Annotated in this window: 17 protein-coding genes and 1 tRNA gene; 13 read left to right on the top strand and 5 right to left on the bottom strand. The window is 57.4% G+C overall.

Annotated elements, in window-relative coordinates; all coding sequences use genetic code 11:
- The first annotated feature begins 109 nt into the window (after positions 1–109).
- The 9 genes from Q7V20_RS14200 to Q7V20_RS14160 all read left to right on the top strand — a co-directional run bounded on the left by Q7V20_RS14200 (position 110) and on the right by Q7V20_RS14160 (position 8,552).
- The gene (locus Q7V20_RS14200; RefSeq protein WP_304792286.1) at positions 110–1,597 is read left to right on the top strand and encodes an NAD-dependent succinate-semialdehyde dehydrogenase; all 1,488 of its coding nucleotides are present in this window, start codon (positions 110–112) and stop codon (positions 1,595–1,597) included.
- A gap of 7 nt (positions 1,598–1,604) precedes the next feature.
- Positions 1,605–2,534, top strand: coding sequence for an aspartyl/asparaginyl beta-hydroxylase domain-containing protein (locus tag Q7V20_RS14195; protein WP_304792284.1), 930 nt, complete (start codon positions 1,605–1,607; stop codon positions 2,532–2,534).
- A gap of 78 nt (positions 2,535–2,612) precedes the next feature.
- Positions 2,613–4,085 (top strand): PAS domain-containing sensor histidine kinase, encoded by a 1,473-nt coding sequence (locus Q7V20_RS14190; RefSeq protein WP_304792281.1) that lies wholly within the window; start codon positions 2,613–2,615, stop codon positions 4,083–4,085.
- 3 nt (positions 4,086–4,088) lie between these two features.
- Complete coding sequence (locus Q7V20_RS14185) at positions 4,089–4,490, top strand: response regulator (protein WP_304792279.1); 402 nt, start codon at positions 4,089–4,091, stop codon at positions 4,488–4,490.
- Between the two features lie 12 nt (positions 4,491–4,502).
- Positions 4,503–6,290 (top strand): ATP-binding protein, encoded by a 1,788-nt coding sequence (locus Q7V20_RS14180; protein WP_304792275.1) that lies wholly within the window; start codon positions 4,503–4,505, stop codon positions 6,288–6,290.
- A gap of 41 nt (positions 6,291–6,331) precedes the next feature.
- The gene (locus Q7V20_RS14175) at positions 6,332–6,604 is read left to right on the top strand and encodes a hypothetical protein (RefSeq protein ID WP_304792272.1); all 273 of its coding nucleotides are present in this window, start codon (positions 6,332–6,334) and stop codon (positions 6,602–6,604) included.
- Between the two features lie 37 nt (positions 6,605–6,641).
- Positions 6,642–6,715 (top strand) — tRNA-Gly (locus Q7V20_RS14170).
- Between the two features lie 85 nt (positions 6,716–6,800).
- Positions 6,801–8,228 carry a site-specific integrase gene (locus Q7V20_RS14165; protein ID WP_304792269.1) on the top strand — a complete coding sequence of 476 codons (1,428 nt, stop codon included), beginning with the start codon at positions 6,801–6,803 and terminating at the stop codon, positions 8,226–8,228.
- Positions 8,229–8,276: 48 nt separating this feature from the next.
- A complete protein-coding gene (locus tag Q7V20_RS14160) occupies positions 8,277–8,552 on the top strand; it encodes a hypothetical protein (protein ID WP_304792266.1) in 276 nt (91 codons plus the stop codon).
- A gap of 426 nt (positions 8,553–8,978) precedes the next feature.
- On the opposite strand, the gene Q7V20_RS14155 is transcribed toward Q7V20_RS14160, so the two are convergent.
- Positions 8,979–9,902 carry a hypothetical protein gene (locus Q7V20_RS14155; RefSeq protein WP_304792264.1) on the bottom strand — a complete coding sequence of 308 codons (924 nt, stop codon included), beginning with the start codon at positions 9,900–9,902 and terminating at the stop codon, positions 8,979–8,981.
- Positions 9,903–10,056: 154 nt separating this feature from the next.
- Here Q7V20_RS14155 and Q7V20_RS14150 point away from each other — a divergent pair, with 154 nt between their 5' ends.
- The gene (locus tag Q7V20_RS14150) at positions 10,057–10,722 is read left to right on the top strand and encodes a recombinase family protein (protein ID WP_304792261.1); all 666 of its coding nucleotides are present in this window, start codon (positions 10,057–10,059) and stop codon (positions 10,720–10,722) included.
- Between the two features lie 44 nt (positions 10,723–10,766).
- Positions 10,767–12,095: a P-loop NTPase fold protein gene (locus Q7V20_RS14145; RefSeq protein ID WP_304792257.1), complete on the top strand. Its 1,329-nt coding sequence runs from the start codon at positions 10,767–10,769 to the stop codon at positions 12,093–12,095.
- Positions 12,096–12,104: 9 nt separating this feature from the next.
- Here the strand turns inward: Q7V20_RS14145 and Q7V20_RS14140 are convergent, their stop codons facing one another.
- The 3 genes from Q7V20_RS14140 to Q7V20_RS14130 all read right to left on the bottom strand — a co-directional run bounded on the left by Q7V20_RS14140 (position 12,105) and on the right by Q7V20_RS14130 (position 14,532).
- Positions 12,105–12,575 (bottom strand): hypothetical protein, encoded by a 471-nt coding sequence (locus tag Q7V20_RS14140; RefSeq protein WP_304792254.1) that lies wholly within the window; start codon positions 12,573–12,575, stop codon positions 12,105–12,107.
- Positions 12,576–12,831: 256 nt separating this feature from the next.
- A complete protein-coding gene (locus Q7V20_RS14135) occupies positions 12,832–14,148 on the bottom strand; it encodes a lipase family protein (RefSeq protein WP_304792253.1) in 1,317 nt (438 codons plus the stop codon).
- Between the two features lie 156 nt (positions 14,149–14,304).
- A complete protein-coding gene (locus tag Q7V20_RS14130; protein WP_304792250.1) occupies positions 14,305–14,532 on the bottom strand; it encodes a hypothetical protein in 228 nt (75 codons plus the stop codon).
- A 223-nt stretch (positions 14,533–14,755) separates the two neighbouring features.
- Here Q7V20_RS14130 and trmB point away from each other — a divergent pair, with 223 nt between their 5' ends.
- Positions 14,756–15,469: a tRNA (guanosine(46)-N7)-methyltransferase TrmB gene (gene trmB / locus Q7V20_RS14125; protein ID WP_304792247.1), complete on the top strand. Its 714-nt coding sequence runs from the start codon at positions 14,756–14,758 to the stop codon at positions 15,467–15,469.
- A 71-nt stretch (positions 15,470–15,540) separates the two neighbouring features.
- The gene (gene putA, locus Q7V20_RS14120) at positions 15,541–18,627 is read left to right on the top strand and encodes a bifunctional proline dehydrogenase/L-glutamate gamma-semialdehyde dehydrogenase PutA (RefSeq protein ID WP_304792244.1); all 3,087 of its coding nucleotides are present in this window, start codon (positions 15,541–15,543) and stop codon (positions 18,625–18,627) included.
- 12 nt (positions 18,628–18,639) lie between these two features.
- On the opposite strand, the gene Q7V20_RS14115 is transcribed toward putA, so the two are convergent.
- Complete coding sequence (locus Q7V20_RS14115) at positions 18,640–19,467, bottom strand: peptidylprolyl isomerase (RefSeq protein ID WP_304792242.1); 828 nt, start codon at positions 19,465–19,467, stop codon at positions 18,640–18,642.
- Positions 19,468–19,473 lie beyond the last annotated feature (6 nt).

Below are 19,473 nucleotides of genomic sequence, written 5' to 3'. Positions count from 1 at the left end.
GCGGGGCGACCCGGGCCTGACGGCAGCCGGGTGAAGCAAAGCTTCTGATTATAGGTTTCAGGGGGGTGGCCTATCATTCTGGCCCGTGCATGCTTTCCCGAGAACCGCCATGACCGATTTCCCCGCCCCGTTGGCCGCGCTGAAAGACCCAACCCTGCTCAAGACCCAGGCCCTGATCGACGGGCAATGGGTGGACGCTGCCGAGCGTTTCGACGTGCGCGACCCTGCCACGGGGCAATTGCTGGTGCAAGTGCCCAATCTGGGCGCCGCCCAAACCGAATTGGCCATTGGCGCCGCCAACCGCGCCTGGCCCGCCTGGAAGGGGCTCACAGCCAAGGCCCGGGCCACCATCATGATGAAGTGGTTCGCCCTGCTGCATGAGCACGCGGACGACCTGGCGCGGATCATGACCGCCGAGCAAGGCAAGCCTCTGTCCGAATCCAAGGGCGAAGTGGCCTATGGCGCCAGTTTCATCGAGTGGTTTGCCGAAGAAGCCCGCCGCGTGTATGGCGAAACCGTGCCCAGCACCGACCCCACCAAGCGTTTCCTGGTGATCCGCCAGCCGATTGGCGTGTGCGCGGCCATCACGCCCTGGAACTTCCCCATCGCCATGATCACCCGCAAGGTGGCACCCGCGCTGGCCGCTGGCTGCCCAGTGGTCATCAAGCCCGCCGAGGCCACGCCGCTGTCGGCCCTGGCCGTGGCCGAACTGGCCCTGCGTGCGGGCATGCCGCCAGGCGTGTTGAACATCATCACCGCTGACGCCGACCGGTCGATTGAAGTGGGCAAAGCGCTGTGCGCCAGCGACACGGTGCGCCACCTGTCCTTCACCGGATCGACCGAAGTGGGCCGCATTCTGATGAAGCAATGCGCGCCCACCATCAAGAAGCTGTCGCTGGAGTTGGGCGGCAACGCGCCCTTCATCGTGTTCAACGATGCCGACATTGATGCGGCCGTGGAAGGCGCCCTCATCGCCAAATACCGCAATGCGGGACAGACCTGCGTGTGCGCCAACCGCCTGTATGCGCAAGCCGAGGTCTACGATCAATTCGTGGCCAAGCTGTCGGAGCGTGTGGCGCAGATGAAGGTGGGCAACGGCTTCGAGGCTGGCGTGGTGCAAGGGCCGCTAATCGATGACCAGGCGCTGGCCAAGGTTGAAGACCTGGTGGCCGATGCCCTGGCTAAGGGTGCCAAGGTGGTCACCGGCGGACAACGCGCGCCACTGGATGGTGGCAACTTCTACACCCCCACGGTGCTGTCCAACGTGACGAGCGACATGCGCCTGGCACGCGAAGAAATTTTCGGCCCGGTGGCCCCGGTGTTCAAATTCAACACAGAAGCCGAGGCCATCGCCATGGCCAACGACACCGAGTTCGGCCTGGCCAGCTATTTCTACAGCCGCGACGTGGGCCGCATCTTCCGCGTGGGCGAGGCGCTGGAGTACGGCATGGTCGGCGTCAACACCGGCCTGATTTCAACCTGCGAAGTGCCCTTTGGTGGCGTCAAGCAATCCGGCCTGGGCCGCGAAGGCGCGCGCCAGGGCATGGACGATTACCTGGAAGCCAAGTACCTTTGCCTTGGCGGATTGGACAAGTGAGCCGAGCATGACTTTTCTGAACGACCTGTGGCCTTTGGCGCCACGCCACTGGGTGTTGCTGGCCTTCATCGCCGCCGCCCTGCACTCGCACCTGCGCGGCAAGATGCGCTTCGGCCTGGTGCGCGCACTGACCGACTTCACGGTGCTGATCGCGCCGTTGAATTCGCTGATGGTGATGTTCTCAAAGGTCGGCTCGCAGCCTTACCTGGACCCGACCAAGTTTCCCGAGCTGAAGCTGCTGCAGGACAACTGGCAGGTCATGCGCGAAGAGGCCTTGCACCTGGACGGTCGCGGCAACATCAAGGCGGCGGACACCTACAACGACATTGGCTTCAACTCATTTTTCCGAACGGGCTGGAAGCGCTTCTACCTGAAGTGGTATGCCGATGAGCTGCCCTCGGCCCAGGAGCTGTGCCCCAAGACGGTGGCCTTGCTCAAGCAAATTCCCAGCATCAAGGCCGCGATGTTCGCCTCATTGCCACCCGGCGCCCGCCTGGTGCGCCACCGCGACCCCTACGCCGGCTCGCTGCGCTACCACCTGGGCCTGATCACCCCCAACGACCCCGGCTGCTACATCGATGTCGATGGTGAGAAGTACCACTGGAAAGACGGCGAAGTGGTGATGTTCGACGAGACCTACATCCACTACGCCGAAAACACCACCGACCACCCCCGCATCATCTTGTTCGCCGACATCGAGCGCCCGGTCTGGACGCCCATCATGCGCTGGATCAACCACGGCTTTGGCTCGCTGGTGATGACGGCCGCCGCCACCCAGAACGTGGAAGGCGAACCCGTGGGTGGCCTGAACAAGTTCTTCTTCCACTTCTACCAACTGCGCGCCAAAGCCAAGGTCTTGAAAGCGCGCAACCGCACGGCCTACTACGTGGGCAAGTGGTTGATGATCGGTGGATTGCTCTGGGCGTTGTTTTACTGAGGCAATCCGCACCATCTGGTATCGCCGCCTGATCAATGATTTAATGGCAGATACAGAAATGGGGAAGGGGCTCACGCCATGGAAGCCGAGACCGTCGCATTGATGACCAGCGAATCGCCCGACGCCCTGGTCTTGTTGACGGCCAAAGGCCATGTCGTGCACTGGAGCAAAGGCGCGCAGTCCATCTTTGGATACAGCGCGCAAGAAGTCGATGGCCAACACTGGGAGACCCTCGGTGTACCCACCGACCACGCGACCGAGCAAGGCATCCGCATCCGGGAAACTTTGAGTCTCGGCACGGTCACCTATGAAGCCGTGCGCCGCAGGAAAGACGGCTCCCTGCTGTATGTCGATGTCACTACCAGGCTGGTGCACACGGCTGATCTGGAACCCATGGTGCTGTCCGCCGAAAAGGATGTGACCACCATCAAGGTGCTGCGAGACGCCAAGCTGATGGAAGCCAGGTTTCGCGACTTGCTGGAGTCAACCCCTGATGGCATCGTGATGGCCAACCCCACTGGCCACATTGTCATCGCCAACAGCCAAGCGGAGCGCTTGTTCGGCTATGCCGAAGGCGAATTGCGAGGTCGCTCCGTCGATGAGCTGCTTCCCGAGCGCTACCGCAAGGCCCATGTGGGGCACCGCTCCAACTACTTTTTACAACCTCGCAAGCGCGCCATGGGGTCGGGCCTGGATTTGTCGGGGCTGCGCAAGGATGGCAGCGAATTTCCGATCGAGATCAGCCTCAGCCCATTGCGCACGGAAGAAAGCGCTTTCGTGATGAGCGCCATCCGGGACATCAGTGAACGCAAGCGTTTTGAGAAGGCCCTTCAGGAAAAGAACCTGGAACTGGCCAACGCCAATCAAGCCAAGGACCGGTTTCTGGCCGGCATGAGCCACGAGTTGCGCACGCCCCTGAACGCCATCATCGGCTTCACAGGTACGCTGCTGATGAAACTGCCAGGGCCTCTGAACGATGAACAGCAAAAGCAGCTGAAGACCGTTCAATCCAGCGCTCGCCACCTGCTGACGCTGATCAACGACCTGCTGGATGTTTCCAAGATTGAAGCCGGCAAGGTGGAGTTGAACATCGAACCGGTGGACACGCGGGCTTTGCTGGATGAGGTTGCCGCCACCTTGCAGCCTCAGGCCATCAGCAAGGGTTTGACACTGACCGTGCAGGGACCGCTGCAGGACACCATGATCCAGACCGACCGAAGGGCGCTCAGCCAGATCGTGCTGAACCTGGTCGGCAATGCACTGAAGTTCACCGAACAAGGCCACGTGCGGCTCATCCTGGTGCCAGGCATGAAAGGTGCCCCGACCACAATCCACGTCGAAGACACCGGCATCGGCATCCCTGCGGAAGATCAAGACAAGCTCTTCGGCGCGTTCAGCCGCGTGCGCAATGAGCGGCCTGACGCACCCGAAGGCACTGGACTGGGCCTGCATTTGAGTCAGAAACTCGCTGAATTGCTGGGGGGTAAAATCACTTTTCAAAGCGAAGGCGGGAAAGGCAGTACCTTCTCACTGGTCCTACCGATGTGCTGAGCCATGACGACAAGCTTCCTCATCATCGAAGACAACGCGGCCAACATGGAGCTGGTGCGTTATTTGTTGACATTCAGCGGCTACAAGGTACTGCTGGCGCGCGACGGTCAACAAGGGCTCGATATCGCATTGCATGAGCGGCCAGACCTCATCATCTGCGACCTGCAGATGCCCCGACTGGACGGCTATCAGGTGCTTGAGCGACTGCGTGCCAACACCCAAGGCGAGCAACCCATCGTGATCGCAGTCACGGCCTTTTCCATGCCCAACGACCGCCAAAAGGTCCTGACAGCCGGGTTCAACGGCTACATCTCCAAGCCCATCGAACCTGAAAATTTCGTCAGCCAGATCGAATCGTTTCTGCCAGAGCACATGCGTTTGCCGCGTCCTGTGCCGGGCCATTGAGGTCTATCCGCCATGGCAAAGATCCTGGTCGTCGATGACCACGCGCCCAACCGAGATCTGATCGTGGCGCTCATGGGCTACAGCGGACACCAATCGATCGAGGCTTGGGATGGCAGCATTGCCCTGGAGCAGGTTCGCTCCGAACGACCGGACCTGGTGATCTGCGACATCCTCATGCCGACCATGGACGGCTATGAGTTTGTCAGGCAGCTGCGTGCCGACCCTGCCATCGCCCAAACCGAAGTCATCTTCTACACGGCGACATTCATGGAACGGGAAGCCCGCAGCCTGGCCAATGCCTGCGGCGTGTCCAACGTGCTGATCAAGCCTTGCGAACCGCAAGAAATCCTGCGCATCGTCGAGCACGCCCTGGCCCATGCCAGCTCGACCGAGATGCAACCAGACAACTTGCAGTTCGACCGCGAGCATTTGCGGCTGCTGACCGACAAGCTGGCCTTCAAGGTCAGCGAACTGGAACGCGCCAATCAGAGGCTGTCTGCGCTGACCGATCTGAATTTGCAACTGGCCTCCGAGCGGGATCCCAACGTGCTGCTGGACAAGGTGTGCCGTGGTGCCAGGGATTTGCTGGGTGCGCGCTACAGCGTTTTGGGCGTGCGCGACAAGAATGGTGGCGGTGATGAGTACTTCTCCACCTGGGGCCTGGCGCCGGAACAAGCGGAGCAGATCAAAAGCCTGGGCATAGACGGTCGCATCTTTGGCGAAGCCATGGCGGAAGGCCGTGCCCGGCGGTTTTCCCGGTCGGACGTGCCCCCCTCCACATCGGGTTTGCCTGCCAGCTACCCTGAGGCGGAATGCTGGTTGCTCGCCCCGGTCATGTCGCTGAACCGCACCTATGGATGGATCCTGCTGGTCGACAAGCTGGGCTCACACGCCTTCACGCCTGACGACGAGCAGTTGTTGACCATCCACGCTGCACAAGCCGGCCGCATCTACGAAAACGGCAGCCTTTACAACGAGATCAAACGCACCGCCGAGCAACTGCAGATCGAGATCGTGGAGCGCAGGCTGGCCGCGGAGGCATTGGTCAAAGCCAACGAGACGCTGGAACACCGCGTTCAACTTCGCACGGCCGAGCTCAGCGAAACCATCGAGGGCCTGGAAACTTTCAATCGAAACGTCTCTCACGACATCCGCGGCCCGCTGGGGGGCATCGCCGCCGCGGCCAAAATGGCCCAGGATTTCATTGAGGCCGATGAAAAGGCCAGGGCCATCCGCCTGCTGCAAGCTGTTGCCGCGCAGGCCACGATGACCGAGAAGGTGGTCGAGTCACTGCTCGCACTGGCGCGAACCAGCAACGTCACCCTGGAAACACGCAGCGTGGACATGAACGCACTCCTGAGTGAGGTGATCGAGTCCCTCCGCTTGGCCCGATCGGCCGGGTCGATTCCAGTGGTCCCCACCCCGCTGCCGCAAATCGAGGCTGATCTTGAGTTGGCTCGGCAGGTCTTCGTGAACCTGATTGGCAACGCGCTGAAGTTCGCGGCAGAGGCCAGCAAACCCCATGTCGAGGTGGGCGTGGTCCAGTCCGCGGGCCCACCAGTGTTTTTCGTCCGTGACAACGGGGTTGGCTTTGACTCGGAACAGGCAAAACGGCTGTTCAAACCATTTCAAAGATTGCACGATTCTCGCTTTGAAGGCTCAGGCGTGGGCCTGTCCATCGTCAAGCGCATCATTGATCGGCACGGTGGAAAGGTCTGGGCGGAAGGCACGCCTGGTCAAGGCGCCACCTTCTACTTCAGTTTTGGCGAATCACCATCGCCTTGCTCTTCGGCAACATGATTCATCATCGTGTGAGCGCACTGCCAATAACCGGAGCCCTTATGTCCCATGAATTCATCAGGCACCTCGTGTTGACGTCCGTGCTGAGCGCCACCTGCGCCATCGCCAGCGCGGCAGAGCCTCCTCAGTTTGTCACCACCGCTGCCAGCAAAGCCTCATCGGTGGCGGCCAAGGTTGAAAAATCTGTCAAGCATGGCCTTCAAAAAGCAGCCAGCGCGGTTGAACGCGGAGCCTCCGCCACAGGCCATGCCGTCAACAAAACCGCCCGCAAGCTCGGCTTGCCCACGCCACCCGCTTCTTCAGCCAGCGAATGAAGAAGTCTGAACTGTGGGTTTAGAATGCGCCCTGTCCGCGGGTGTCGTTCAATGGTAGGACTCTTGCTTCCCAAGCAAATAACGTGGGTTCGATTCCCATCACCCGCTCCACACCTGCGCAAGTGCTTGATCTATAACGATTTTTAGCACTTCCAACTCTCTGCTACAGGGCACTCCTACATAAGCGAGTGCTAAAGTGGCCCAAAATTCCAATCTCTATAGACGACGCAGCGGCATCTACGCTGTGCGACTTGTTGTGCCGGTGCGTCTTCGGCAAGCAGTTGGTAAGGGCGAGTTGCACCTATCAACCGGAAGCCGCACACCCGCTGTTGCCAAGGCCATCGCCAGCGCCCAACTTGCACACTGGCGTGAGCGCTTCCTTCGACTTGAACAAACCATGAACTTCGAACAGATTGCTATCGGCTCGCCAATGCTTGTCGGGCAGGGATACATGAGGCTCGCTGATGCGACGGCAACATCAGGAATTGATGAAGAGCACTTGCTAAGGGAGGTCGAGAAAGGTGCCCTTAGTTTGTTTGTTAGGACTGCCGCCATGCCTGGCCATTTCGTGCCGTTTACTGCAATGGAAGTTGAACAACCAGAGGGCGGCTATGTCGTTCCCCTCTCTAGTCAAATGCCATCAGGCGCCCGCCAGGCCGATTTTTGCGGCGTCTTAGGGGTCAGGGGTGCCCGCGAAGTCGCAGCGGCTCTGCTGGGCTCTGGATCATGTGAGGCGGTGCTTTTCAGTGTCCTGGGGAATTCAAAGGAAGGCTTTGCGCCTGAGCAGGCACAGAAGATCACAAAGGACTCAATCGAATTCGAAGCATCCGGCGTGGAGGCACTACGCGTTGTCATCAAAGCCAGGATGACGCCTGAGCAGTTGGAACTTTCTCGCGAGCGGCCTGCTATCAATCCGAGTCGGGGCAAAGGTCAAAAACGCATGTCAGAGGTTCTAAACGCCTTTATGGCGATCAAAGGCGGGAAGGTAGCCAGTGACCAAGCAAGGCGCATTAGAGCCGCTTGCCAGCACTTCATAGATGCAGAGTCTGACCCCAAGCTCGGGGATGTTGATCGAGAACGTCTATCCCATTACGTGCCAAAGCTCAAAGCTGAACCGGCAGACAAAACCAAAGCTCTTTTGAAGCACGGAATGAACATCCCGGAAGAGTGGCCAAGAATTTCGGAACAAGAAATTCAAAAGCGATTAAATAATTTAAGTTCCCTTTTCCGTTGGGCAAAAAATCAAAATTGGATTGACTTCGATCCGGCAGAAAATCTAGCTTTCGATGTTGCCACCAAAAAAAAGCAAGGCCGGGAGCAGGATCAACGAGATCATTTTACGCATGACGAACTAACCCAGATATTTGGCGAGGAATGGTATCAAACCGGAAGAGGCGAACTATCTAAGGCGAACACCTTTAGGGAATTTCAGCCCCACTATTACTGGCTACCGTTGCTAGGCTTGTTCACTGGAGCAAGAATTGGAGAACTCTGTCAACTTCATTTGAGCGACATAAAAAAACGGACAAAGGCTCTTGGTATATTTCGATCAATCAGGAAAACGACGATCAGAAGCTCAAAAACACAAATGCAATTCGAAAGATTCCGGTTCACCCTTCCTTAATTGAGCTAGGTTTAATAAAGTGGCAAGTCAAATTAATTGCCAAGGGGCATGAAAGACTCTTCCCGGAGTTCTCATACGACCCGAACAAGGGTTACACAAAAGCTCCAATTAAGTGGTTCAATGATCGCCTGCTTGGCAATAAATTTGGCTGGCCGAGGGATGGCAAAAAGGTCTTCCATTCATTTCGGCACACATTTATTAACTTTTGCCAAAGAGAACTGGGCATCGAAGAATCGATTTCAAATCAACTTACCGGTCATGAGCGCGGACAAACGACATCTGGTCGGACCTATGCAAGCGACCACCTTCCAGATCATTTATTGAAAATAATCTCGCAACTTGATTTTAAGCTGCCAACGATTATTTCATTTGACATAGAAGCCGGAATCAAGGCACTTGAAGATGCAACAAGAAGAAAATCTAGCCGGCCTCATCACCTAAAAAAACTCTAAACCGGCATTAAATCGGGCTTATTTATAAGGATTGGTGATTTTTAAAAAATCACTATTTCAAATAAAACAATAAGATGCCGGTTAAGCGATCCTTAGTGAACAGTCATATCTAAGGATCTGACTTTGAAAAGCTGCCCGGAGAGGAAACGAAGATGGTCAGGGGGTGGGGTCTCCGAATCTAGGACTTCGGTTGCCTCTAAGAGTCAATGCTCTGCAGAGCCCTTGACCATGTCTTGTTCTTTTCAATGTATTAAGTATTTACATCCAATGCGCACATCTGGTGAATCATTGTTGAGAATCAAGCACTTAGCAGAAGCGGCACATGCGCTTTCACCCGGTTTTTTTGTAGCTTTACCGGCTTTCGTTGCTTGGTTGTCAAGCTTCTCAATGCGTCATAGACCCGGTCATTCAGGCGACCATCGGCTACGGTAGAAGACAACGTAGTTCGGCGCGCCAGACGTTCAAATTGGGCAATCTCAACTGTTCCTACATTAGCTTGCACAGACCTCAAGCACTGCTGCAAGGGAGTTAATACGGAGTCTTTCCGCCATTTAAAGTAATTTGCCAGACTACTAAATTGAAATTTTGACCATTGCTCTATCGTTGTGAATGGCAAATTTTCATGCTGCAGTGTTACCTCAACCCTGGCCCGATGTTCTGCTATGGGCAAATGCAACTGCTTATTTTTCTTCTTCAAGTAGATTCTTTGATGAACCGCATCCGAGACATTCCCAATGTTCAGCGACAATTCTGAGTGAACCGCATTTAGGAGATCTTTACGAACTAAGATCCCTTTTGCCTGCCCAGTTGTCGCTTCCCGGCCAGAAGCACGGCGATTTTCACTGACGAGATTCGCATGATATGTATAAAGAGAAATGGTGGCCTCCACCAATCGCTCCGCATCATGCGAAGGACTAAAGAAATCAACAGCAACCTCCACCGCTGTTATTTCAGGCTCATCTGAAAACTCAAATCTCGACCCGAGCTTAGTGAGAATAATCTGACTATCAGCACAACTCTTTGGATCATGAAGACGAAAGCGAAACTTCCTAGAGGTCTTGTTTTTACTAGTTGGCTCAACCGGCTCAACCCACACCTTTTCCGCAACCTGGAAGCTTCTTAAAGCCCTGGACAAAGTCTGATGATTCGAAGCGTTCACCAACGAAACTTCAAACTCAACCCAATCAATTGCCGCAATAATTTTTAAATCGCCGTATTCCAAAATATCACCTACTAATTAACTGCTTGATTGGGATGAACACCCAACGTCGCCTTGACTCAGTGTAGTAAGCGTTTTGCAGAATTGTCGGAATTTTTTCTCGCCGTCATCCTACAATGACCACACATTAAACGAACCTCTAGTCACGTGGTCAGCCATGACAAAGCAAAAGTTCATCTCCTACTACCGAGTTAGCACAACCAAGCAAGGCCAAAGTGGCTTGGGACTGGAAGCTCAGCAAGCCGCCGTTTTTAGTTTTCTTTCCCAAAGGAATGCAGAACTAGCCGGAGAGTTTAGGGAGGTCGAAACTGGAAAAGGTGCGGAGCCATTGGCAAAACGGCCCCAACTTCGCGCCGCTTTAAATGCATGCCGAAAGAATAACGCTACTTTGATCATTGCAAAATTGGATAGGTTGGCACGCAATGTTCACTTTGTATCCGGGCTCATGGAAAGCCAAGTGCGATTTATTGCATGCGATATGCCAGAAGCAAACGAATTAACCATTCACATCATGGCTGCGTTTGCTGAACATGAGGCTAAGCGCATCAGCCAGCGAACAAAGGAAGCCTTGGCTATTGCTAAGGCGCGGGGAGTTCAACTCGGAAGCGCCGGGCCTAAAAATCTGCGACCCAACATTGAGCAACGAAGGCAAGAAGCTATCATTTTTGCAAATAAACTGCGCCCTTTATTTAATGGGATGAATGCCAGAGGTTTATCCCAAAGGGCTATGGCAAAAGAGCTAAATGATCTAAACGTGCCAACGCCAAAAGGTGGTATATGGAGAATTTCGCAAATTCAGCGAATTTTTCACAAAATCACGTAACCCGGTATACCAGCAACGACAACCCCGCTAAACGAAAATTAATCATGAACACTCCGATCATTCCACTTTTTTTACGCCCCCCAGCTTTTAAACATGACGATATGCCATTTCAAGGGGATGCCTTTGAAAGAGCGGAACTTGCAAAACGCCTAACTGGCTTTTTGACGAGATTGCCTGATGGCGGTGTGATAGCTATTGATGCTCCTTGGGGTGAAGGAAAAACGTGGTTTGGTCGACATTGGCATGCGTCACTCCTAAATGAAAAATATAGAACAATCTATATTGACTGCTTCCAACGCGACTATGTTGAAGATCCGTTTCTAATGATTGCCGGGGAACTAGTAGAATTAACCAAGCTTAACAAATCCAAGACCGTTGGGAGTTTATTAAAAACCGGAACAAAACTAGGGGCGACTCTATTACCAACCGCAGCCAAAATAGCAGTGAATTCTGCAGGCCATTGGCTACTTGGCAAAACCGATTTGGCGGATGACCTAGCAAAGGCTATTAGCGATTTAGAGAACGACGCGGCCAGCAAATTAGAAGACTTGATTAGCAAGCGCCTTAGCAGTTACGAAGATGATAAAAAAACAGTCGAAAACTTCAAAGATACTTTAGAAGAATTTTCCAAAGAAAAGGAAGAGCCAGTTATCATCTTTCTTGATGAACTAGATCGCTGCCGACCAGATTTTGCTGTCAAAACAGTCGAAAGAATTAAACATTTTTTTGAAGTCCCTGGGATTGTTTTTGTTCTCTTAATGAATCGCAAGCAACTTGCTGCTGCTGTTGAGGGCATCTATGGCTCAAGGATTGATTCAAATGCCTATTTGGCAAAATTTGTTCAGCTTTCACTCAACCTGCCAAAAAAACTAGGTGCTGAAGAGCACAGCCCTGACGACAATAAAAAACATTGTGAAGCTACGCTTAGTAGATACAGGCTTTTAGGCCCAAGTGGCCGATCGGACTTTGTATCCGATTTCGGATCAATTGCGACACTCTTGAAAATGTCACTTCGCGATGTTGAAAACGGGGTTGCGCTCTATTCATTTGCCCACCCACTCAATCAATCGGAAGTAGTTGCAGCTTGGCCCATTGCATTAAAAATTCACAATCCAGACCTCTTCAGAAGAGTAAGTCACCATGAAATTGAAGCTCATAAAGAAGCTGGTCAACTTGCAAAACATTTAAAGAGCAGAAATGTTGCCAACCCGTGGATTTTTGATATTTTCATTGCACTTCATGCTTGCGGGCTTGGTGATTTTCAAACACAACTTAGCGATGAAGCAAATCAATTTGTAAACGGTCAAGGCCGCTGGAAGAACCCAAAAACTTATATGTCTTGGCTCTTCAGTCGATTTGATTTAAATGTTTAATCTGAAAGATTACATAGATTTTTCATTCTCACACTCCGGATGAGCCAGTTGACCCAAGGCAAGCTTCCATAATGTCAGCGCTCCCCCGCAATGTATACATAGACCACTCTGACTGCGTTTTCTTTTAACTGCTTCCAGATCAGGCTCTACAGATTTCGGCCAAATTTTTTCCTTCATCTCGTCCAATTTTTCTATTTCTACTGCTTCCTTCCGAGAGGAACTAGAAGAATATAAAAATGCAACTCCAATGATTGATCCGAAGCCGCCAATGAGCATGCACATCTTTGCGATATTTGCCGTCTCGCGAAGTTCTGCACGCACTGGAATTGTAGTTAAAAACCCTTCCATCACTTGCCTATTAAAAGCCTTAACGACTTCCGTTCTTATTTGATCCTGGGTCTGAAAATTTGAATAGATCCCATAAGCCGAGATGGCTAATGAAGCAAACAGCAAAATAAATCCGAACTTTTTCCAGTTCATAAAAATCTCCCTCAGATGACGATTATCAAATCCATGATAGTCGAATTCCAGAGGAAGCTGGATACAGGTCAGGCCACCGGTTCTAAGGCAACACTAGGATCTACATCAATGTGCTACAAAGTAGATCTAACCATAACCGTTGCCCTGAGGCTTAGAAGTGGAGCGGGCTCCCATCACCCGCTCCAACAGATAAGTTAAAGGCCGCCAAGTAGATACACCTGGCGGCCTTTCTATTGGTAAAAAACCGCCCCCCCGCTCAGGGCTTGTAAACGAGCGGAGCGAGCGAGTTGCCCGGCGCGATGCTGGCGCAGTTCTGCGGAGCAGGTTTCCCAGCGAATCGGTCATCGATCCAGGCGGTTGCCGCAGGCAGCCAGTTGAGCATGGTCAAGAAGTGGCTTGAACCATACTCTTTGTGCTCCACCGCCACACCCTGAGCGCAGTACTGGCGCGCCAGCGTGCGGACATCGCCCGCCAGCATCACGCCGTCTCCCTTGCCCCAGATTGGCGATGTCTTCGTACCTTCCCAGATGCCGCCGGTGCCCTGACCGATTTGCAGTGGGATCTCGGGGGTGCCGCCGGTGCCCATGATGACCGTGTTCACAGCAGCCACGTATTCAGGGATCTTGGTGCGATCCTGGAACTCTGGCTTGACCAGGTCCTTCCAGGTCACCTTGCCATATTGGCCGAGCACATAGGCGATCGAGGCCTTCTGAATCCTGTCGTAGACCTCGAGACCGCGCGGGGTGAGGTACTTCTTGATGTCGATCTCGTAAGAACGCGCGACGCCGACGACGGCCATGGGCATCACACCGCCCCAAATGGGCGCGCCTTCAACATAGGTCAGGTTGTGCTCGGGGCTCACCAGCGTGCCACCGAAGGCCGCACCGATCAGGTTGGGCTTCAGGTCGGGTGCATAGCTGGGCGCCAGCTCGGCGGCCCACTCGGTGGCGATGGCGCCGCCCGAGTAACCCAGCAACGCGACCTTGGCGCTCCGGTCGAGGCCGATCTCTGGCGAATTCAGCGCAGCGCGAATCGAGTCCAGCGTGTTGTAGCCGTATTCGGGGCCGGCGGCAAAATTGGCGTTCTGACCTTCGGTGTCGGAGATGACGACGGTGTAGCCGTTCTTCACATACGTGCCGAACAGGACCGTCTCGACAGCCGGCAGCAGGTCCGGCAGGCGCTTACCGCCCGCGTAGGCGCGCGAAGGCCCGTCTTCCGGATTCAGCGAGTCATAGAAAGACTGGTAAGAGATGACCTTGTTCTTGTTCGGGCAGGACGAGGTGCATTCGGGCGTGAAGATGGTCGTCACGTTCGCGGTAGGCCGCTGCTTGGCATCGGTTGAGCGATACACGATTTGCGTGGCCTTGTACGAGGTCTTGAAACCCGCGATGTACGCCGTGATCGTGCGGCTCTTCAACACCGTGCCAGGCGCAAAGCTCGCCAGCGGGGTGCCATCCGTGTACTGGTAGAACGGATCGGTGGCGGCGCTCGCCATGCTCGGCACCATGAGCGTGGCGACTACCGCCTGGACTGCCGTTAGCAACAGGTGTTTGGTGGTGGGACGGAATGACATCGGTGTCTCCTGGCGTTGTGAGTTTGAACATGGGGGCAGTCACGGGCTGGACGTGCACCGCAACGCAGATGTTCATCATGCACACAACACCAGGATGGGAATCTCATCCGTGGTCCAAACTCGGGTTTCTGATAACAGCGTTTACCAGAATCACAGTCACCGATGGCGCCGAGACCTGCCCAGTCCATGCAATCCGATGGCGACCAAGCCCAAGCCCAACAAGGCAAAACTGGGCGACTCACTCACCGTGGCAACAGGGCTGGACGCCGGATCCTTGGTCTTGCCCGACGCCCCCGATGCAGCAGCATAGGCACTGATGCCGACGAGCAAACTGAAGGCCACCACACAGCGACTGGCATTCAGCAACAAAGGGACACGGCTCACGGTCAGAACTCCACACAGGCTGTTGGCGGGCAAATCCGCTCAACCTATGATGCTCGCCCAATGCCGAGAAAAACGGACTGATCACCCCCCAGATGAATGGCTGCCCCACACCGATCTGGCTTCTGCGTGATTTAGTACCCTGTCCTGCTTAAGGGACAGCCCTAGGGCGTCGGGTCAACGACAATGGCGGCCTGTCTCAAGCCAGCATTTCCCGATTTCACCCATGAGCACCGCCCTGCCCCCCGACGACGACCAACCCGAGCCCGCCTACCCCCACCGCACCATCCGCAGCTTTGTGATGCGCGCGGGGCGGACCACGGAGGGCCAGGCCAAGGCCTTGGCTGAACTGGGCCCCAAGTACCTGCTGCCTTTTGACAAGGCGCCGCTGGACTACCCCGCCACTTTTCAGCGCCAGGCCCCCGTCGTGCTGGAGATCGGTTTCGGCATGGGCGACGCCACCGCCACCATCGCGCAATCCTTGCCCGACGTGGATTTCATCGGCGTTGAGGTGCATGAGCCCGGCGTGGGCGCCCTGCTCAAGCGCATTGGCGATCAGAACATCACCAACCTGCGCCTGATCCGCCACGACGCGGTCGAAGTGCTGGACCACATGATCCAGCCTGCCTCGCTGGCCGGTGTGCACATCTTCTTTCCCGACCCGTGGCACAAGACCCGCCACAACAAGCGCCGCCTGATCCAAGCACCTTTGGTGGCCCACCTGGCCTCTCGCCTGGCCCCCGGCGCCTACCTGCACTGCGCCACCGACTGGGAGCCCTACGCCCGCCAGATCCTGCAAGTGCTGAGCGACGAACCCACCCTGGTCAACACCGCCGAAGGCTATGCGCCCAAGCCCGCTTACCGCCCACTGACCAAGTTCGAGAACCGCGGACTGAAACTTGGTCACGGTGTTTGGGACTTGGTGTTCAAAAAGCGCTGAAAAGCCCCTCTCATGACCTAGACCCCGCGCACCCGTTGACGTTACGCTGAAGACGTTGACTGGAGTGCGCTGTGAATAAACTCTCCGACCGCTTACCACTGCCCTGGGCCGATGAAGCCGCGCAAATCGACAAGCTGAGGCTGCGCCTGCAAGACAAGCTCGACTGGGGCATGGTGCGCCAGCAATGCGAGCCCTGGGTGCGCGGCATCCGCCACCGCCCGCCGCCCTTCTGGGCACTCGAATCCCTGCTGCAAGAATTCCCCCTGTCCAGCACCGAAGGCCTGGCCTTGATGCGACTGGCCGAAGCCCTGTTGCGCGTGCCCGATCAAGACACCGCCCAGGCCCTGATCGGCGACCAGCTGACCCAGGCCGACTTTGCCAAGCACGCCGGCAACGGCTCCGCCCACCCCTGGTTGTCCAGTGCCTCAGCCCGTGTGCTGGACCTGGCGCACCAGTTGCTGCCCTCAAAAGATGGCCGCGCGGCCGCGCCCACCTTGGTCCAGCGTTTGGGAGGCCCCACCGTGGTGTCTGCCACCGCCCGCGCCCTGCAACTGCTGGGTCGCCAGTTCGTGCTCGGCCAGACCGTGGAAGAGGCCTTGGCCCAAGCCCGCAAGCAAACCCAGTCCGACGCCGACCAAGGCCTGACCACCCGCCACAGCTTCGACATGCTGGGCGAAGGCGCCCGCACCTGGGCCGATGCCGACCGCTACCTGGCGTCTTACCAAAGGGCCTTGTCGCAACTGGGCCAGCCCGGCGACAAGAAAGCGCGGCAACTGCCTTTTTCGCAACGCCCCGGACTGTCGATCAAGCTGTCCGCACTGCACCCCCGCTTCGACCCTTCGCAGCACCCCGCCCTGGTGCGCGAACTGCTGCCCAGGCTGGAGCAACTGGCCCGCCAGGCCGACAAGGCCGGTGTGCTGCTGACCTTGGACGCCGAAGAATCCTTCCGCCTGGAATTGCAGCTGGACCTGCTGGCCCGCCTGATGCCCGCCGCTGGCGATGGCCTGGGCCTGGCCGTGCAGGCCTACCAGCACCGCGCCCTGGCCGTGATCGACGAAGTGCAGCGCCTGGCCACCTTGCACGACAAGCGCCTCACCGTGCGTCTGGTCAAAGGCGCCTATTGGGACACCGAGATCAAGCGCGCTCAGGAACTGGGCTTGAACGGCTACCCGGTCTACACCCACAAGGCCAACACCGACCTGTCTTACCTGGCCTGCGCCGATGCGCTGCTGGCCCGCAGCGATGTGCTGTACCCACAATTCGCCACGCACAACGCGGCCACCATCGCCGCTGTCATGCAACTGGCCAGGCAACATGGCGTCGGCCCAGAGCGCTACGAATGGCAGCGCCTGCACGGCATGGGCGAAGGCGTGTACCGCGAGCTTCGCCGCCCCAAGATCTCACCCGAGACCGGCGCAGCCCTGCGCATTTACGCCCCCGTGGGCGAGCACCGCGACCTGCTGGCCTACCTGGTGCGGCGCCTGCTGGAAAACGGCGCCAATGCATCCTTCGTGCACCAATTGGCCGACCCGCAGGTCAGCCTGGATGAGCTGCTGGCCTCGCCCTGGCTCACGGCCATCGACACCGAACACGGCCCTGGCGTGGTGCCACCCGCCAGGCTCTACGGCCCCGACCGGCGCAACGCGGTTGGCCGCGACCTGAACTGCCAGATGCACCGTGATGCCCTGGAGGCCGCGGTGCACGTCAGGCGCCAGCAAGCCACCTTGCCATCACCTTGCCACGCCCTGTGCGCCGCCGAGGCCCAGGCGCTGATGGACTCGCTCAGCCAAGGCTGGCAAGGCTGGGAAGAAACCCCCTCGCCCACACGCTGCGCGATGCTCGACAAAGTGGCCAACCTGCTGGAAGCCGAGTTCGACAGTTGGGCCGCCGACCTGGTGGTGGAAGCCCGCAAGACCATGAGCGATGCCGTGGCCGAGGTGCGCGAAACCATCGACCTGGCGCGCTACTACGCGCAGCAAGGCCGCCATCACCTGCAAGCACAGTTGCTGCCCGGCCCCACCGGCGAAAGCAATGAATGGCAACTGCGTGGCCGGGGCGTGTTCGTCTGCATCGCGCCCTGGAACTTCCCGCTGGCCATTTTTGGCGGGCAAGTGATGGCCGCGCTGGTGGCCGGCAACGCCGTGGCCGCCAAGCCCGCCGACCAGACCCCGGACATCGGGCGCCGCTTCGTGGCCCTGCTGCACCAGGCTGGCGTGCCGGCCGACGTGCTGGGCTGCGCCTGCGGCCCCGGTGCGGTGGTGGGCGCAGCCCTGGTGGCCAGCAAGCACTGCGCGGGCGTGGCCTTCACCGGCTCGGTGGCCACGGGCAAGCGCATCCAGCGCATGCTGGCCCAGGGCGACCGCCCCATCGTGCCTTTGATTGCAGAGACGGGCGGCCTCAACGCCATGGTGGTGGACAGCACCGCCTTGCCCGAACAGGTGATGGACGCCGTGGTGGCCAGCGCCTTTTTGAGCGCGGGCCAACGCTGCTCGGCCTTGCGCCTGCTGTGCCTGCACAGCGCCACCGCCGATGCGCTGGAAGCCATGCTGGCGGGCGCCTTGCAAACCCTGGTGATGGGCGACAGCGCCGACTGGGCCACCGACGTGGGCCCCGTCATCGATGCACAGGCTCACGATCTGCTCAACGCCCACTTGTCGGAGTTGGATCACCAGGCGCAACAGCCTCGCTCCGGCGTGCGCCTGATCGGCCGGACCACCTTGGCTGCGCCGTCAACCGCACCGCACATCGTGCCGCCCACCGCCTACACCCTGCCCCGCGTCAGCGCCCTCACGGCCGAGCACTTTGGCCCGATCCTGCACGTGGTGCGCTGGGGGCCTGGCACCCAGGCGCCCGACATCGACGCGCTGATCGAGCAGATCAACGCCACCGGCTATGGTTTGACCTTGGGCGTGCAAACACGCATCGATTCACGCGCGCAGCACATTGCACGCCGCACGCGTGTGGGCAATGTGTATGTGAACCGGGGGATGACGGGCGCCGTGGTCGGGTCGCAACCCTTTGGCGGCCAGGGGTGGAGCGGCACCGGCCCGAAAGCCGGGGGCCCTCATTACCTGCTGCGGTTTTGCACCGAGCAGGTGGTCAGCATCAACATGGCAGCGGCAGGCGGCAATGCCGCGCTGCTGACGCAAGGACACTGACCCGATCGGCGATCAGTTGGCAGCGGCAGGTGCGCTGAACTTGAAGTCGGTCTTGGCCTTGGCCTTCAGGTCGTCGCGGTACTTGGCCAGCTTGGCTTGCGCATTGCGCTGTTCCAGTTGGGCCTTGACTTCCTCGTAGGGCGGGAACTGCGTGGCGCGCGAATCTTCCAGCTTGATGATGTGGTAGCCGAACTGCGACTTCACCGGGGTTTCGGTGAACTTGCCTTTTTCCAGCTTGGACATGGCTTCGGAGAACTCAGGCACGTAGTTGCCCGGTGCCGCCCAATCCAGGTCGCCACCGTTTTCGGCAGAGCCAGGATCCTTGGAGCTCTTCTTGGCCAGGTCTTCAAACTTGGCACCGGCCTTGAGCTGGGCGATCAGGGCCTTGGCTTCGTCTTCCTTCTCGACCAGGATGTGGCGAGCGCGGTATTCCTTGTCGCCGTTCTGGGCCTTGATCTTGTCGTATTCGGCACGCAGGTCAGCTTCGCTGTCCTTGGACTTGGCCTGGAAGTCAGCAAACAAGCCTTGGATCAAGATCGACTGGCGCGCGAATTCCATTTGCGTCTTGTAGTCGCTGGTGGCGGCGATGCCCTTCTTTTCGGCCTCTTGCACGAAGATCTCGCGCAGCACCAGTTCTTCTCTGACCTTGGCTTCCAGATCAGGCGTCTTGGCCTGCTGGCCTTGCTTGAGGATCTGGGTCATCATGGCGTCGAACCGGGCCTTGGGCACGGGCTTGCCATTGACGATGGCGATGTTCTGGGCCATCACCAGGGGCGCGGCCAGCGACAGGGTCGCGGCCAGCACGGCGGACTTGATGACATGGGTGCGGAAAGTCTTCATGAGCGA

It is taken from the genome of Aquabacterium sp. (assembly GCF_030652515.1).
Classification (GTDB): Bacteria; Pseudomonadota; Gammaproteobacteria; order Burkholderiales; family Burkholderiaceae_C; genus Aquabacterium.
Note: the sequence above shows the minus strand (reverse complement) of the source record. Positions and strands in the feature narration are given on the sequence as shown.

Excerpts from the sequence above, each read along its gene's own strand:
- Q7V20_RS14175 (WP_304792272.1), top strand. The coding sequence starts at position 6,332 with ATGTCCCATGAATTCATCAGGCACCTCGTGTTGACGTCCGTGCTGAGC.
- Q7V20_RS14190 (WP_304792281.1), top strand. The coding sequence starts at position 2,613 with ATGGAAGCCGAGACCGTCGCATTGATGACCAGCGAATCGCCCGACGCC.
- Q7V20_RS14140 (WP_304792254.1), bottom strand. The coding sequence starts at position 12,575 with ATGAACTGGAAAAAGTTCGGATTTATTTTGCTGTTTGCTTCATTAGCC.
- Q7V20_RS14200 (WP_304792286.1), top strand. The coding sequence starts at position 110 with ATGACCGATTTCCCCGCCCCGTTGGCCGCGCTGAAAGACCCAACCCTG.
- Q7V20_RS14150 (WP_304792261.1), top strand. The coding sequence starts at position 10,057 with ATGACAAAGCAAAAGTTCATCTCCTACTACCGAGTTAGCACAACCAAG.
- Q7V20_RS14185 (WP_304792279.1), top strand. The coding sequence starts at position 4,089 with ATGACGACAAGCTTCCTCATCATCGAAGACAACGCGGCCAACATGGAG.
- Q7V20_RS14135 (WP_304792253.1), bottom strand. The coding sequence starts at position 14,148 with ATGTCATTCCGTCCCACCACCAAACACCTGTTGCTAACGGCAGTCCAG.
- Q7V20_RS14195 (WP_304792284.1), top strand. The coding sequence starts at position 1,605 with ATGACTTTTCTGAACGACCTGTGGCCTTTGGCGCCACGCCACTGGGTG.
- Q7V20_RS14145 (WP_304792257.1), top strand. The coding sequence starts at position 10,767 with ATGAACACTCCGATCATTCCACTTTTTTTACGCCCCCCAGCTTTTAAA.
- Q7V20_RS14115 (WP_304792242.1), bottom strand. The coding sequence starts at position 19,467 with ATGAAGACTTTCCGCACCCATGTCATCAAGTCCGCCGTGCTGGCCGCG.
- trmB (WP_304792247.1), top strand. The coding sequence starts at position 14,756 with ATGAGCACCGCCCTGCCCCCCGACGACGACCAACCCGAGCCCGCCTAC.
- Q7V20_RS14180 (WP_304792275.1), top strand. The coding sequence starts at position 4,503 with ATGGCAAAGATCCTGGTCGTCGATGACCACGCGCCCAACCGAGATCTG.
- Q7V20_RS14160 (WP_304792266.1), top strand. The coding sequence starts at position 8,277 with ATGAAAGACTCTTCCCGGAGTTCTCATACGACCCGAACAAGGGTTACA.